Here is a 14287-nt window from a genome sequence, read left to right as displayed (position 1 = left end):
TGATGCGCAAGTCCCTCCCGCTTCTCGTCCTGGCCGGGACCTCGCTGCTGCTCGCCGGCTGCGGGTCGGGCGGCGGGCTGCTGAGCCGCGCCCGCCCCGACGAGTTCGCCGTCCAGCGCCAGGCCCCGCTGGTGGTTCCGCCCGACTTCGCGCTGACCCCGCCCCAGCCCGGTGCGCCGCGCCCGGCCGACGCCAGCGGCCAGCAGCAGGCGCTTGATGCCCTGTTCGGCGGCTCGGCCCCGCGCAGCGAGATCGAGCGCAATGCGGTCAGCCGCGCCGGCACCCCGGCCCCGGGGATCCGCTCGGCCGTGGGTGACCCGCGCACCAACACGGTCGCCAAGGGCGAGGTCACCCGCGACATCATCGCCGCTCCGCAGGGCGATGGACGCGAGGCGCAGGTCGTCGTCTCGGGCTGACCGTCGCCACGGCGCCGCCGCGCGCACGGCCGACCACGATCCCTTGCTCCGGACTCTTGACGTGCCGGGCATTTTGCTCAAGCGCGCACCGCAAGCGTGAAGGCGAGAGAGGGATCGAATCATGAGCGGAGCGGATGTCGTCATCGTCGGGGCCGGCCATGCCGGGGCCCAGGCGGCGCTGGTGCTGCGCCAGGCCGGGTTCACCGGCACCGTGACCATGATCGGGCGCGAGAGCGAACCGCCCTACGAGCGCCCGCCCCTGTCCAAGGAATACTTCGCCCGCGAGAAGAGCTTCGACCGGCTTTACATCCGTCCGCCGCAGTTCTGGGGCGAGAAGGACGTGGCGCTGAAGCTGGGGGTGGAGGTCACCGCGGTCGATCCCGCCGGCAAGGTCCTGACCCTCTCGGACGGAACGGCCTTCACCTATGGCAAGCTCATCTGGGCGACCGGCGGCGATCCGCGCAAGCTGACGTGCCGCGGCGCCGATCTGGCCGGGGTCCATGCGGTGCGCACCCGGATCGACTGCGACCAGCTGATGGGCGAGATCGACGGCGGGGTCCGCAACATCGTCGTGATCGGCGGCGGCTACATCGGGCTCGAGGCGGCCGCCGTGCTCACCAAGCTGGGCTGCCAGGTCACCCTGCTCGAGGCCCTGCCGCGCGTGCTGGCGCGCGTCGCTGGACCCGAGCTGTCCGCCTTCTACGAGGCCGAGCACCGGGCCCACGGGGTTGACCTGCGCACCGGCGTGGCGGTCGACTGTCTGGTCGGCGAGGGTCGTGTCAGCGGCGTGAAGCTCGCCGATGGCAGCGTGATCCCGGCCGACGCGGTGATCGTCGGCATCGGCATCGTCCCCGCGGTCGGACCGCTGATCGCCGCCGGCGCGGCGGGCGGCAACGGAGTGGAGGTGGACGAATTCTGCCGCACCTCGCTGCCCGACGTCTACGCCGTGGGCGACTGCGCGAGCTTCGCCTGCGACTATGCCGGCGGCCTCGTCATGCGGGTCGAATCGGTCCAGAACGCCAACGACCAGGCGGCCTGCGTCGCCAAGGCGATCTGCGGCGAGGCCAAGCCCTACCGCGCCTTCCCGTGGTTCTGGTCGAACCAGTACGACCTCAAGCTGCAGACCGCCGGGATCTCGGCCGGCTACGACCAGAGCGTGGTGCGCGGCGATCCGGATGCGCGCTCGTTCTCGGTGGCCTACCTGAAGGGCGGCCGGCTGATCGCGATGGACTGCGTCAATGCGGTCAAGGACTATGTCCAGGCGCGCAAGCTGGTCGAGCTGGGCGCGGTGATCGATCCCGCACAGCTGGCGGATGCTGCCGTGCCGCTCAAGGATCTGGTGCCGGCCTGACGATCTAGGGCGTTTGGCGCAGCGGACGCGAACCCAATTCACGTCAACCGCGACAGCGCCCAGCGCGCCGCGTCGGCCACCGCCTCGTCCGGATCGTCGAGCAAGGCTCGAACCGGCTCCACCAAGCCTGCATCCCCGCTGTTCCCGGCGGCATATAGGCAATTTCGGACAAACCGATCGCGTCCGATGCGCTTGATCGGCGAACCCGAGAACAGCCGACGAAAGCCTGCATCGTCGAGCGCGAGCAGGTCGGCCAGCTTCGGCGCGGCAAGCTCGGCGCGGGGCAGGAAGGCCCGCATCGCGCGGGCGCTTTCTGCGAACTTGTTCCAGGGGCACACCGCGAGACAATCGTCGCAGCCATAGATGCGGTTGCCCAATGCGGCGCGGAAGTCCTCGGGCACCGGGCCCTTGTGCTCGATCGTCAGGTAGGAAATGCAGCGCCTGGCATCGAGCCGGTAGGGCGCCGGGAAGGCATCGGTCGGGCAGGCCCTCTGGCAGGCCTCGCAGGAGCCGCAGCGATCGGGTGCGGGGGCATCGGCTGGCAGCGCCAGCGTGGTGTAGATCGCGCCGAGAAACAGCCACGAGCCATGGTCCCGGCTGACCAGGTTGGTGTGCTTGCCCTGCCAGCCCAAGCCAGCAGCCTGGCCGAGCGGCTTTTCCATGACCGGCGCGGTATCGACGAAGGCCTTGACCAACGCCTCCGGCTGACCGTGTCGGGCCGCCGCCTCGATCAACCAGCGGGCCAGCGCCTTGAGCGCCTTCTTGACCGTGTCATGATAGTCGGCCCCTTGGGCATAGACCGAAATCCGGGCCCGGTCGGGCTGGTCGGCCAGGGCCAGCGGGTCGGCGGCCGGGGCATAGCTCATCCCGAGCGCGATCACGCTGCGCGCTGCGGGCCACAGCGCCTGCGGATCGTGGCGGTGCCCGAAGCGCTCCTCCATCCAGCCCATCTGGCCGTGCATCCCGGCATCCAGCCAGGCGCGCAGCCGCACCGCTGCGCCAGCGGGGGCGGTCGCCGGGGCGATGCCGCAGGCCGCGAAGCCCAGCCGGGCAGCCTCGGCACGCAGCTCCGCGACCAGCGCGGCGGGGACGGGATCGTTAACCAAAGCCGGGTAGTCCATCTTCACAGCGCAGGCGTAGCAGGGCACAGCGATGAAGATGGACCTAGGCAATTGGCAGGCGGCGGGCAACGCGCCTGATTCGCACGGGGCCGCCCCCGCTTCGGGTCCGGCGCCCGGGCGCGCACTGGCGATCGAGGCACGCGGTCTGGTCAAGCGCTTCGACGGCTTCACCGCGGTCGACGGAGTCGACCTGAGCGTGCCCGAGGGCGCGATCTACGGCGTGCTGGGCCCCAATGGCGCGGGCAAGACCACCACGCTGCGGATGCTGCTGGGGATCATCGATCCCGACGCAGGGGTGCGCCGCATACTGGGCGCCGAGCGGCCGCACGACGTGGCCCATGCGATCGGCTACCTGCCCGAGGAGCGCGGGCTCTATCCGGCGATGAAGGCGCACGAGGCGATCGCCTTCGTCGGCGCGCTACGCGGGCTGCCGCGGGCCGAGGGCCAGCGCCGCGGGCGCCGGTTGCTCGAGGAGCATGGCCTCGGCTATGCCGCCGACCGGCAGATCCGGCAGATGTCGAAGGGCATGGCGCAGCAGGTCCAGATCCTCGCCTGCCTGGTCCACGAGCCGCGCCTGGTGATCTTCGACGAGCCCTTCTCCGGGCTCGACGCGCTCAACCAGGGCAAGCTCGAGAAGATGATGCGCGGCCTGGCCGAGCGCGGCACGACGGTGATCTTCTCCACCCACGTCATCGCCCATGCCGAACGGTTGTGCGACCAGATCGCGATCATCGCCGGGGGCAAGGTGCCCTTTGCCGGCCCGGTCGACCTGGCGCGCGACCGGATCCGCCCGCAGGTCCGGCTTGAGACGCGCGCCGCCGAGGGTCCGTGGCGCACCGCCCTGCCGGCCGCGGCCCGGCATGACCGCAAGCTCGACGGTTCCTCGTTCTTCTACTTCCCGTTGCCTGACAGCGGGATCGAGCCGTTGCTGCGCGCGCTGATCCAGGGCGAGGCCGGGATCCTCTCGCTGTCGATCGAACGCGCCGGATTGCACGATGCCTTCGTCGCCATCGCCGGCGAGGCCGCGGCGCGTGCGCTCGAAGCCAATCCCCAGGAGGAACAGGGCCGATGACCCCACCGTCCAGCCAAGGCCGGCTTTCCACCTTGCAGGCGGCGCTGGTTGTCGCCCGGCGCGATTTCCATGCGGTGCTCTTCTCGCGCAGCTTTCTCGCCTTCCTGATCGGTCCGCTGTTCATGCTCGCGGTGAGCGCGCTGGCCAGCAGCGTCGGCCAGCAGGTCGAACAGACCGCCGGGCGGCCCCGGCTGGGTGTGCTGATGGCGCCGGCCGACACGGCCGCGATGACCGGCGCGGCGCGGCGGATCGACCGCGATCTGGCGGGGATGCTGCCCGACCTGGTGCCGGTTGCCCCACCCGCGCGCGACCCGGCCTCGCCCCAGACGGTGCTGGTCGCGCAGCATGGCGCGATCGACGCGCTGCTGACCGGGACCCCCGAACGCCCGGTGCTGACCGGCGCCTCAGGCCTCGTCGAATCGCTGGAGGGTCCGGTGCGGCTGATCGCCGGTGCCGCCCGCGAGCCATCTCCGCGCGCCCTGCCCCCGGTCACCCTCGCCCCGGTGACAGTCCCCGCCGGGCTCGACAAGGTCGGGCGGATGCGCACCGCGCAGCTCGGCCAGACCGTGCTGTTCCTTCTCACCATGCTGCTCGCAGGCATGGTCCTGTCCAACCTGGTCGAGGAAAAAGCCAACAAGATCATCGAGATCCTCGCTGCAGCCGTGCCGATGGACGCCGTGTTCCTGGGCAAGCTGTTCGCCATGCTGGCGGTCTCGTTTGTCGGCATTGCAGTGTGGGGCATCGCCGCCGGCAGCGTGCTGGTGATCGGCGGGCACAGCCTGGCCGATCTGCCGGCCCCGGCGGTGGGCTGGCCGCTGTTCCTGCTGCTGGGCGTGGTCTATTTCGCCATGGCTTACCTGCTGCTCGGCGCGGTGTTCCTGACGATCGGTTCGATGGCCTCGACCGTGCGCGAGGTGCAGACCCTGTCGATGCCGGTCACCATGCTGCAGCTGCTGGTGTTCTTCTTCGCCACTTATGCGGTCGGCGCACCGCATTCGTGGAGCGCGCGGGCAGCCGAGGTGCTGCCGTTCAGTTCGCCCTTCACCATGCTGGCCCGCGCCGCGATGGAGCCCGGGCTGACCCCCCACCTGCTCGCGCTCGGCTGGCAGGGGCTGTGGGTGGCGCTGTTCGTGCGCTTCGGCGCCCAGCTGTTCCGCCGCCGCGTGATGAAATCCGGCCCGGCGGGTGGGGGCAACGGGAAACCGCGCGCAGGCCTCGCGCGGCTGTTCGGCCGGACCTGAGCCGCTCAGTACGAAACGTGCTTTCGTGGGAAAGAAAGTTACGTTAACTACGAATCGCCTCAAGCCCCGGAAGCCCCTGCGATGATCCCCTCCCGCCGCACCTTCCTGACCCTGCTGGGCGGCACCGCCGTGACCGCGCTGGTCGCCCTGCGCGGCACCGCGCCGGTCAAGGCCCGCCCTGCCCGGACATTCCCCCTCCAGCTCGGCGAGGCCGAATGGCGCCGCCGGCTGACCCCCGAACAGTTCCATATCCTGCGCGAGGCCGGAACCGAACGCCCAGGCTCGTCACCGCTGCTGCGCGAGCACCGCCGTGGCACCTTCTGCTGCGCCGCTGATGGCCACCGGCTGTTCGCTTCGACCACCAAGTTCGAGAGCGGCACCGGCTGGCCCAGCTTCTGGAAGCCGCTGCCCGGCGCAGTGGTGACCGCGCGCGACAGCTCGCTCGGGATGGAGCGGGTCGAGGTGCTCTGCGCGCGCTGCGGCGGTCACCTCGGCCACGTTTTCAACGACGGGCCGATGCCCACCGGAGACCGCTATTGCATGAACGGCGCGGCCCTCGCCTTCGTCCCAGGCTGACCCGGCCCAGCGTGAGTGCCCGGCGCAATGCTCCCTGATTCCTTCCGGCCGGCTCGGAACCTATCCCGATCCGGCCCTACGCCAAGCGGTAAGAACCCTGCGCTAGAGGTGGGCTGCGGCGTGACAACACAACCCGGCGGATCCAACCGCCCACACCGTTCGAGAGGACCGATCCCATGACCAAGCTCGCGCCCGCCCCCGCCACGGCCTCGTCGGACCCGGCGGCCGCCGGCTTGCTCCCCGTGCTGGCGGCGCGCCTGCGCGCCGCCATGCTGCCTGGTGACCAGCCGCTTGCCGAGGATGCGCTCGCTGCGGTCGCCGGCTTCATCCTCACCACGGCCGCGACACGCGCGCCGGGCGAGCCGGCCATCGCGATCGAGACCGTGGCCGGCGACGCCGCCGGGCAGCGCCGCTTCATGCGCATCGCCGTGATCAACGACGACATGCCCTTCCTCGTCGATTCACTGGCCAGCACGGTGACAGCCCGCGGGATCGGGATAGATCGGCTGGTCCACCCGGTGCTGGCGGTGCGCCGCGCTGCCGACCACCACCTGACCGACCTGCCCGAGGGCGCAGCGGCGGTGGGCGAGCGCCGCGAATCGATGATCTACATGGAGACCGAACGGGTCGACGCGCGCAGCCGCAAGGCGCTTGCCGCGGCCATCACCGACACGCTCGGCGACGTCCAGGCCGCAGTCCGCGACTGGCCGGCGATGCAAGCCGCGATGGCAGCGGATGCCGACCGCACCAGCGACAGCGAGGGTGCGGCCCTGCTGCGCTGGCTCAAGGACGGGATGCTGACCCAGCTCGGCCACGTCATCCATCAGCGCGACGGCACCCAGCATGATGCGCTGGGGATCTGCCGGCGCGGGGCCAGCGGCATCCTTGGGACGGAATCGTTCGAACGCGCCTTTGCCTGGTTCGAGCGGCCCGGCGCGCGGGCGCCGTTGATCGTCAAGTCGAACCGGCTCAGCACGGTCCACCGCCGCGCCCCGCTCGACCTGTTCCTGGTCCCGGTGGTGGAGCAGGGCCGGGTCACCGCGCTCTCGGTCCATGCCGGGATCTGGACCAGTGCGGCCCTGGCCGCCCCGCCGATGCAGGTCCCCCGGCTGCGTCAGCACCTGGTCGCGCTGACCCAGAAGTTCGGGTTCGATCCGGGCGGTCACGCCGGCAAGGCGCTGGTCCATGCCCTCACGGCCCTGCCGCACGACATCGTCATCTCGTTCGACGATGCTGATCTGGAGCGCACCGCCACGGCGATGATGAGCCTGATCGACCGTCCGCGGCCGCGGCTGGTGCTCGTCGCCGCGCCGCTGGCCCGGCATCTGTTCGTGTTCGTCTGGCTCCCGCGCGAGACGATCTCCACCGCCACGCGCCTGCAGATCCAGGCCCTGGTCGAGCAGGGCTGCGCCGCCCCGGTGCTCGACTGGTCCATGGAGATCGAGGGCCCGGTTGCGCTGCTGCGCTTCGTGCTCGATCTCGAGCTCGACGCGGTCGTGCCCGAGGAGGCACCGCTCGATGCCCAGCTTCAGGCGCTGGTGCGCGGCTGGGCCGCGGCGGTCGAGGCCGAGATCGCCCGTACCGAGGAACCAGCCCGCGCCGCCGCCCTGGCCGGGCGCTATGCCGAGGCCTTCCCGCTCGCCTACCGCAGCGACCACGGCCCGGCCGAGGCCGCGGTCGACATCGCCACCCTGCGCCGGCTGGGCGATCGCGGCACCGGCCGCGCGGTGCGTTTCCACCGGCATGACCGCGACGGCACCCGCCTGCGGCTCAAGCTCTATCAGCGGCGCGGCTCGCTGGCCCTGACCGAGGCGGTCCCGGCGCTGGAGAACTTCGGCTTCCGCGTGATCGAGGACGTGCCCACCACCCTCGCCGCGCGCGGAGAGACCCTGGCGACGATCCACGATTTCCTGCTCGACCTTCCCGCTGCGGCGGGCGCTGACCTCGCCAGCCACGCGCCGATGGTCGAGGACGCCCTCGCCGCCGTGCTCAACGGCGAAGGCGAGGATGACGCCTTCAACCGGCTGATTACCGTCACCGGTCTCTCCGCGCGCGAGGCGAACTGGCTGCGCGCCTGGTACCGCTACTTGCGCCAGGCCGGGCTCAGCTTCGGCGTGGCCACGGTGGTCGAGGCCCTGGCCAATGCCCCCGAGGTCACGCTCGGGCTGGTCGACCTGTTCCGCGCCCGCCACGAACCCGGGCGCGGCGAGCGCGAGACGCTGGCGGCAGCGGCCGAAGCCCGAATCCGCGATGGCCTCGCCAAGGTTGCCGCGATCAACGACGATCGCCTGCTGCGCCGCTACCACGCGCTGGTCGAGGCGATCCTGCGGACCAACGCCTTCACCCCCCACGCCGCCGAGGCTCTGGCCTTCAAGCTCGACTCGGGGCTGGTGCCCGGCTTGCCCAAGCCGTTGCCGTGGCGCGAGATCTGGGTCTACGGCGGCCGGGTCGAGGGCATCCACCTGCGCTCCGGCCCGGTGGCGCGCGGCGGGATCCGCTGGTCCGACCGGCGCGACGATTTCCGCACCGAAATCCTCGGCCTGATGAAGGCACAGCGCGTCAAGAACGCGGTGATCGTGCCGACCGGAGCCAAGGGCGGCTTCTATCCCAAGCGCCTGCCTGACCCGACGCGCGACCGCGACGGCTGGCTGGCCGAGGGCAAGGCCAGCTACCAGCTGTTCATCCGCACGCTGCTGACCATCACCGACAACATCGTCGACGGCCGGGTAGTCCACCCGCAGGGCGTCGAAGTGCGCGACGGTGAGGACCCCTACTTCGTGGTCGCCGCCGACAAGGGCACGGCGACCTTCTCCGACACGGCCAACGCCATTGCCGACAGCGTCGACTTCTGGCTGGACGATGCCTTCGCCAGCGGCGGATCGAAGGGCTATGACCACAAGGCCATGGGCATCACCGCGCGCGGGGCCTGGCTGTCGGTGCAGCGCCACTTCCTCGAACTGGGCGTTGACGTGCAGGCCGATCCGGTCCGGGTGGTCGGCTGCGGCGACATGTCGGGCGACGTGTTCGGCAACGGCATGCTGCTGTCCAGGGCGATCCGGCTGGTCGCCGCCTTCGACCACCGTCACGTGTTCATCGATCCCAACCCCGACGCGGCGAAGAGCTGGGACGAGCGCGCGCGGCTGTTCGCCCTGCCCCGCTCGAGCTGGGACGATTACGACAAGGCCCTGATCAGCCCGGGCGGCGGGGTCTTCCCCCGCAGCCAGAAGGAGATCCCGCTCAGCCCCGAGGCGCGCGCCGCGCTGGGAATCGAAGCCGAGACGATCGATCCCGACAGCCTGATCACGGCGATCCTCAAGGCCCCGGTCGACCTGCTGTGGTTCGGCGGGATCGGCACCTATGTGAAGGCCGCCAGCGAAAACAACGTCGATGTCGGCGATCCGGCCAACGATGCGCTGCGCGTCAACGGCGGCGAGGTGCGCGCGCGGGTGATCGGCGAGGGCGCCAACCTGGGCTGCACCCAGGCCGGGCGGATCGAGTTCGCGCTCGCCGGGGGGCGCAACAACACCGACTTCATCGACAACTCCGCCGGGGTCGACTGCTCGGACAAGGAGGTCAACATCAAGATCGCGCTGGCCGCCGCCAAGCGCGCCAACCGGTTGAGCGAGCCCGACCGGGTCACTCTGCTGGGCGAGATGACCGATGCCGTTGCCGGCCTGGTGCTGGAGGACAACCGGCTCCAGGCACTGGCCCTGTCGATCGCCGAGGCGGGCGGTCCGACCGTCGCCGCCACCCAGCTGCGCCTGATCGACGTGCTCGAGGCGAACGGTCAGCTCGACCGCCGCACCGAGGGTCTGGCCGACCGCGAGACCTTCACCCGTCGCGCCGCCGAGGGCCGAGGGCTGACCCGGCCCGAGCTGGCGGTGATCCTGTCGAGCGCCAAGCTCGCCGTGCAGGACGCGCTCGAACGCTCGGCCCTGCCCGACGATCCGGCGCTGCGCAGCGAGCTCCTGGCGGCCTTCCCCGCCGCCATGGCCGAACGCTTCGCACCCGAGATCGAGGGGCACCGGCTGCGCCGCGAGATCATCGCGACACGGCTGGCCAACCGGATCGTCAACCGCATCGGCATGGTCCACCCGTTCGAGCTGATGGACGAGGAAGGCGCCACCGCGGCGCAGGTCGTCGCCGCCTTCTACGCCGCCGAGCAGCTGTTCGGGCTGACGGCATTATGGCAGGCGATCGAGGACAGTGCCATGCCCGAGCCGGCCCGGCTGCGCCTGTTCAGCGAGGCTGCGCTGGCGACGCGCGCGCACATGGCCGATCTGCTGCGCGCGGGTGGCGGCACTCTGGTGCCCTCCGCGCTGGTCGCCGATCTGCAGCCCGGGGTAACGGCGCTCGCCGCGGCCGCCGAGGCGCTGCTGGCCGGCGACACCCTGACCCTGGCAGCGCGGCGCGAGGCCGATCTCACCGCAATCGGGGCTCCGGCAGCGCTGGCCGCCCAGGTGGCACGGCTCTATGCGCTTGACGGATCGGTCGGGCTCGCCCGGCTCGCCCGCGATGGCGGAGCCGAGCCGGTGGCGCTGACCCGCGCCTTCATCGATCTCGGCTTCCGCCTTGGACTCGACTGGGCTCAGGGGGCCGCCGCGCGGCTCGATCCGGCGGACCCCTGGGAGCGCCTGCTGGTGGCCGGACTGGCGCGCGATTTCCAGCAGATGCGGCTCGATTTCCTGCGCCAGCACGCCACCGGACGGAGCGAGAATCCGGTCGGCGAGGTCGCCGCCTGGGCGGCGGCGCAGGATACCGCAATCCGTCAGTTCCGCGCGATGGTCGCCCGGGCCCAGACCGCACTCGGCGCCAGCCCGGCGATGCTGGCGCAGATCGCCAGCCAGGCGCGCAACCTGCTGGGCCGCTGAAACTGGAACGGTGGAAGTGGGCGGGCGCTGGCGCAAGGGGCCAGCACCCGCCACGCTATCGTCCTGCAACCGTCTCGGGATGACGGTGGGCGAACCAGGGAATGGCTACCCCGCGTCCGCGGCCTCGGGCTCGACCCGCTCGAACAGGAGCTTGTCGATCTTGCGGCCGTCCATGTCGACCACCTCGATCCGCCAGCCCTGCTCGCGGAAGTGCTCACCCTCAGCGGGCAGGCGCTTCAGCACCGAGAGGACGAAGCCAGCCACCGTGGCGAAGTCGCGGTCATCGGGCAGGGCGATCGCGAACCGGCTGGCCAGAGCATCGGCGGGGAGCGCCCCTGACACCAGCAGCGAGCCGTCTTCGCGGGTGACGATCATCGGATCAGCGCCCTCGTCCTGATAAGAGGCGAAATCGCCGACGATCGCCGCCAGCAGGTCGGCCGGGGTTACCACCCCTTCGAGGTGGCCGTATTCGTCATGGACCATGGCCATGGCCACGTCGGCGTTCTGGAGGATGCGCAGCGCGTCCATCGCATCGAGCTGGTCGGGCACGATCTCGGCCTTGCGCATCAAGCGCGCGATCTGCAGGCGCTTCCCGGCCAGCAGCACCGCGAGCACGTCCTTGGCCTTGACCACGCCGACGATCCGGTCCGGCGCACCGTCGGTGACCGGCCAGAGCGAATGCGGCGATTCCTTGAGCAGCGCCCGCACGTCGACCTCGGTGGCGCGGCGGTCGATCGTGTCGAGCTCGGTCCGCGGGGTCATCAGCTCGCGCACCGGGCGATCGGCCAGACGCATGATCCCGGTCATGATCGCGCGTTCGTCCTCCTCGATCACGCCGGAGCGCGTCGCCTCGGCGAACATCATGTGCAGCTCCTCCTCGGTCACCTCCTGCTCGGACGCCGAGCGCAGGCCGATCAATCGCATCAGCAGGATCGAGGAGCCATCGAGGAGCCAGACCACCGGGGCGGTGACCCGGGCCAGCACCCGCATCGGCTGGGCGGCGATCACCGCGATCGGCTCGGCCAGGCGCAGGGCCACCTGTTTGGGGACCAGCTCGCCCACCACCAGGCTGAGATAGGTCGTCGCTGCAATCACCAGGGCAAAGCCGGCATCGTCGGCATAGCGCGCCGGCAGGCCCAGGCCGGCCAGCCGTTCGCCCACCGGGCCGCCCAGGCTGGCGCCCGAATAGGCGCCGGCGATGATCCCGACGAGGGTGATACCGATCTGCACGGTCGACAGGAACTTGCCGGGATTGTCGGCCAGGGCGAGCGCGCAGCGCGCCCCGCGCGAACCGCGCTCGGCCGCCAGCTTGAGCCGGGCAGGCCGGGCCGAGACGATCGCCATCTCCGACATCGAAAACACGCCGTTGAGCAGAATCAGAGCGGCAATGACGAGGACGTCGGACCAGGGGAACGGGGCGCCAGGTGGATTCACGCCTGCCGCGCTAGCAGAAAGTACCAGCGCAGCGAAGGGGTCGCGGCCGCCGGACCGGTCCGGGCCGTCCGACCCGAAAGTAATCGGGAACTTTGCTTGCCACGTGCTCGTTCATTGCGCGATCATCTTCCCCGCGCCAGATAACGGGCAAGCGGTCCGCGCGAGTAATGGCGCGGACCAGTCTAGGGGATCGCCGGGATTTGCGCCGGCCGCCAGGAAGGACCTCGCATGAAGAAGAGCCGCGTGTTTGTCTCCAGCCTTTGCGCCGTGTCGCTGCTCAGCCTCTCGGCCTGCGTCACCGATCCGAACACCGGCGAGCGCAAGGTGTCGCGCACGGCGATCGGCGGCGGCGTCGGGGCGCTCGGCGGGCTGCTGCTCGGCGGCCTGATCGGCGGCGGCACCGGGCGCATCATCGGCGCCGGGATCGGCGGCATCGCCGGAGCGGCGGTGGGCTACACCATGGACAAGCAGATCAAGCAGCTGCGCGAGCAGACCGCGGGTTCGGGCGTGGATGTCTCGGCGGTCGACAACGGCCAGGCGATCCTCGTCAACCTGCCCGAGGGCGTAACCTTCGACGTCGGCTCCTACAGCCTCAAGCCGCAGTTCCGCGCCACGCTCGACACGGTGGCCGAGAGCCTCAAGCAGTATCCGGACAGCCTGATCGACGTCTACGGCCACACCGATTCGACCGGCTCGGACGCCTACAACCAGACCCTGTCCGAGAACCGCGCACGCACCGTGGCCAACTACCTGTCGATGCAGGGGGTCGCACCGGCACGGATCCGCAGCCAGGGCATGGGCGAAACCATGCCGGTGGCCGACAACGCCAGCGACGAGGGCCGCCGCAAGAACCGCCGGGTCGAGATCAAGATCGTCCCGGTGACCACCGACGACGTCGCCCGGGCGCGGTCCGGCCAGTAAGCTCTTGTTTGCGTGACGGGCGGCGCTCCGGGGTGATCCGGGGCGCCGTTGGGGTTGGTGCGTGGGGCTGGCACGAGCGCGTGGGCTGCGACAGGCTCAGCCTGAGCGGGTTTGCATGGTCGGGCCGGTTGGAAGATGGCGACCTTACCGGATGGCCTATCTCAACAGGAGCATTCCCAAGCTCCGCTCAGGCTGAGCCTGGCGAAGCCGGCGCGCCAACCGCCGCCGCAATCCCCCTACCCCGCCGACAGCCGCGCCGCCCGTTGGGCCAGGCGGTCCACCGCCGCGGCGTGGATCGCCGGCGCGGTCACCAGCACCCCGAAGGCGCGCGGGTCGGGCTTGTTGTAGCCCAGCGTCTCCCCGAAGGCGTCGCTCACCGCGGCGCCGGCCTCGCGCGCGATCAGCGCCGCGGCGCCGATGTCCCATTCCCAGCCCCAGCGCAGCGTCGCGACGAGGTCGGCCTCGTCGGCGGCCACCATGGCGATCCGCAGCGCGATGGAATTGGGCTTGTCGACCAGCACCAGGTCCGCGTCCTCGGCGGTGAGGCTGTCCGCCGGGACCCGCGCACCGGCCAGGCTGCGAAGGCTGCTGGCGACCAGCCGGCGGCCGTTGCGCCAGGCCCCCTGCCCCGCCTCCGCATGCCAGAACTCACCCCGGGCGGGGGCGCAGAGCAGGCCGAACAACGGCCGCCCCGCGCTGATCAGCGCGACCGACACCGCCCAGCCGGTCCGCCCACGGATATAGTCGCGGGTGCCATCAATCGGATCGACCAGCCAGATCAGGCCGCCCTGCAGCCGCTCGGGTGCGTCAGTGGTCTCCTCTGACAGCCAACCGGCGGCGGGCAGCAGCCGGGTCAGTTCGCGGCGGAGGAAACGATCGACCCTGAGATCGGCCTCGCAGACCGGGTTGTCGGGAGATTTCTCCCAGACCTGCAGGGCATGGCCATTGCCCGGCCAGGCATCGAGCGCGATGCGCCCGGCCTCGCGGACCAGGTCGTGCAGGCGCTGGCGATCAATCATCGCCGCTCACCGCCCGCTTGTTGCTATTGATTTGCATTTGCTGATTTGCCCCTGTCCACCGCTGGTCCGCCCGGCTTATAGCCCTTTTCAAGGGCGTGTTCATCGCCTATGCGCAGCCGGCGGGGCGATTGAACCGCCCGCTTAATCCGGTTTCCTGCCCGTTGCGGCTGCCTGCCGCGGGGCCTCATTTGCGGAAAGAGGCACGGCGATGAACATCCACGAATACCAGGCGAAGGAGCTGCTGGCGAAGTTTGGCGTCGGCATT

The 14287-nt window shown here is 70.8% G+C and carries 10 protein-coding genes; 7 read left to right on the top strand and 3 right to left on the bottom strand.

Annotation, left to right across the window (positions count from 1 at the left end):
• Positions 1-2: 2 nt before the first annotated feature.
• Positions 3-416: a DUF3035 domain-containing protein gene (locus H7F53_RS14100; protein WP_185680146.1), complete on the top strand. Its 414-nt coding sequence runs from the start codon at positions 3-5 to the stop codon at positions 414-416.
• 121 nt (positions 417-537) lie between these two features.
• Positions 538-1767: an NAD(P)/FAD-dependent oxidoreductase gene (locus H7F53_RS14095; protein ID WP_185680145.1), complete on the top strand. Its 1230-nt coding sequence runs from the start codon at positions 538-540 to the stop codon at positions 1765-1767.
• A 38-nt stretch (positions 1768-1805) separates the two neighbouring features.
• Here H7F53_RS14095 and queG read toward each other — a convergent pair whose 3' ends face one another.
• Entirely contained in the window at positions 1806-2873 is a 1068-nt protein-coding gene (queG, locus tag H7F53_RS14090; protein WP_246438916.1) for a tRNA epoxyqueuosine(34) reductase QueG, read from the bottom strand.
• Between the two features lie 46 nt (positions 2874-2919).
• On the opposite strand from queG, the gene H7F53_RS14085 reads away from it, so the two are divergent.
• From H7F53_RS14085 to H7F53_RS14070, 4 genes are all read left to right on the top strand, one after another.
• A complete protein-coding gene (locus tag H7F53_RS14085) occupies positions 2920-3960 on the top strand; it encodes an ABC transporter ATP-binding protein (protein WP_185680143.1) in 1041 nt (346 codons plus the stop codon).
• The gene (locus tag H7F53_RS14080; protein ID WP_185680142.1) at positions 3957-5201 is read left to right on the top strand and encodes an ABC transporter permease; all 1245 of its coding nucleotides are present in this window, start codon (positions 3957-3959) and stop codon (positions 5199-5201) included. Before H7F53_RS14085 ends, H7F53_RS14080 begins: the two co-directional genes overlap by 4 nt.
• An 81-nt stretch (positions 5202-5282) precedes the next feature.
• Positions 5283-5777 carry a peptide-methionine (R)-S-oxide reductase MsrB gene (gene msrB / locus H7F53_RS14075; RefSeq protein WP_185680141.1) on the top strand — a complete coding sequence of 165 codons (495 nt, stop codon included), beginning with the start codon at positions 5283-5285 and terminating at the stop codon, positions 5775-5777.
• A gap of 176 nt (positions 5778-5953) precedes the next feature.
• Positions 5954-10648 carry an NAD-glutamate dehydrogenase gene (locus tag H7F53_RS14070; RefSeq protein WP_185680140.1) on the top strand — a complete coding sequence of 1565 codons (4695 nt, stop codon included), beginning with the start codon at positions 5954-5956 and terminating at the stop codon, positions 10646-10648.
• 105 nt (positions 10649-10753) lie between these two features.
• Here H7F53_RS14070 and H7F53_RS14065 read toward each other — a convergent pair whose 3' ends face one another.
• Entirely contained in the window at positions 10754-12082 is a 1329-nt protein-coding gene (locus H7F53_RS14065; RefSeq protein WP_343062082.1) for a hemolysin family protein, read from the bottom strand.
• A gap of 228 nt (positions 12083-12310) precedes the next feature.
• Here H7F53_RS14065 and H7F53_RS14060 point away from each other — a divergent pair, with 228 nt between their 5' ends.
• On the top strand, positions 12311-13003 hold the full coding sequence (locus H7F53_RS14060; protein WP_185680139.1) for a YiaD family glycine zipper/OmpA-like lipoprotein: 693 nt from the start codon (positions 12311-12313) through the stop codon (positions 13001-13003).
• Between the two features lie 236 nt (positions 13004-13239).
• Here the strand turns inward: H7F53_RS14060 and H7F53_RS14055 are convergent, their stop codons facing one another.
• A complete protein-coding gene (locus H7F53_RS14055) occupies positions 13240-14022 on the bottom strand; it encodes a 3'(2'),5'-bisphosphate nucleotidase CysQ (protein WP_185680138.1) in 783 nt (260 codons plus the stop codon).
• Between the last annotated feature and the right edge of the window lie 265 nt (positions 14023-14287).

It is taken from the genome of Novosphingobium piscinae (assembly GCF_014230355.1).
Taxonomy (GTDB): domain Bacteria; phylum Pseudomonadota; class Alphaproteobacteria; order Sphingomonadales; family Sphingomonadaceae; genus Novosphingobium; species Novosphingobium piscinae.
The sequence above is the reverse complement of the archived record's forward strand: the minus strand, read 5'-3'. Positions and strand labels throughout refer to the sequence as shown.

What these genes read in the sequence shown, in the direction of transcription:
- H7F53_RS14100 (WP_185680146.1), top strand. Translation starts at nt 3, where the DNA reads ATGCGCAAGTCCCTCCCGCTTCTCGTCCTGGCCGGGACCTCGCTGCTG.
- H7F53_RS14095 (WP_185680145.1), top strand. Translation starts at nt 538, where the DNA reads ATGAGCGGAGCGGATGTCGTCATCGTCGGGGCCGGCCATGCCGGGGCC.
- H7F53_RS14085 (WP_185680143.1), top strand. Translation starts at nt 2,920, where the DNA reads ATGAAGATGGACCTAGGCAATTGGCAGGCGGCGGGCAACGCGCCTGAT.
- H7F53_RS14080 (WP_185680142.1), top strand. Translation starts at nt 3,957, where the DNA reads ATGACCCCACCGTCCAGCCAAGGCCGGCTTTCCACCTTGCAGGCGGCG.
- msrB (WP_185680141.1), top strand. Translation starts at nt 5,283, where the DNA reads ATGATCCCCTCCCGCCGCACCTTCCTGACCCTGCTGGGCGGCACCGCC.
- H7F53_RS14070 (WP_185680140.1), top strand. Translation starts at nt 5,954, where the DNA reads ATGACCAAGCTCGCGCCCGCCCCCGCCACGGCCTCGTCGGACCCGGCG.
- H7F53_RS14060 (WP_185680139.1), top strand. Translation starts at nt 12,311, where the DNA reads ATGAAGAAGAGCCGCGTGTTTGTCTCCAGCCTTTGCGCCGTGTCGCTG.
- H7F53_RS14055 (WP_185680138.1), bottom strand. Translation starts at nt 14,022, where the DNA reads ATGATTGATCGCCAGCGCCTGCACGACCTGGTCCGCGAGGCCGGGCGC.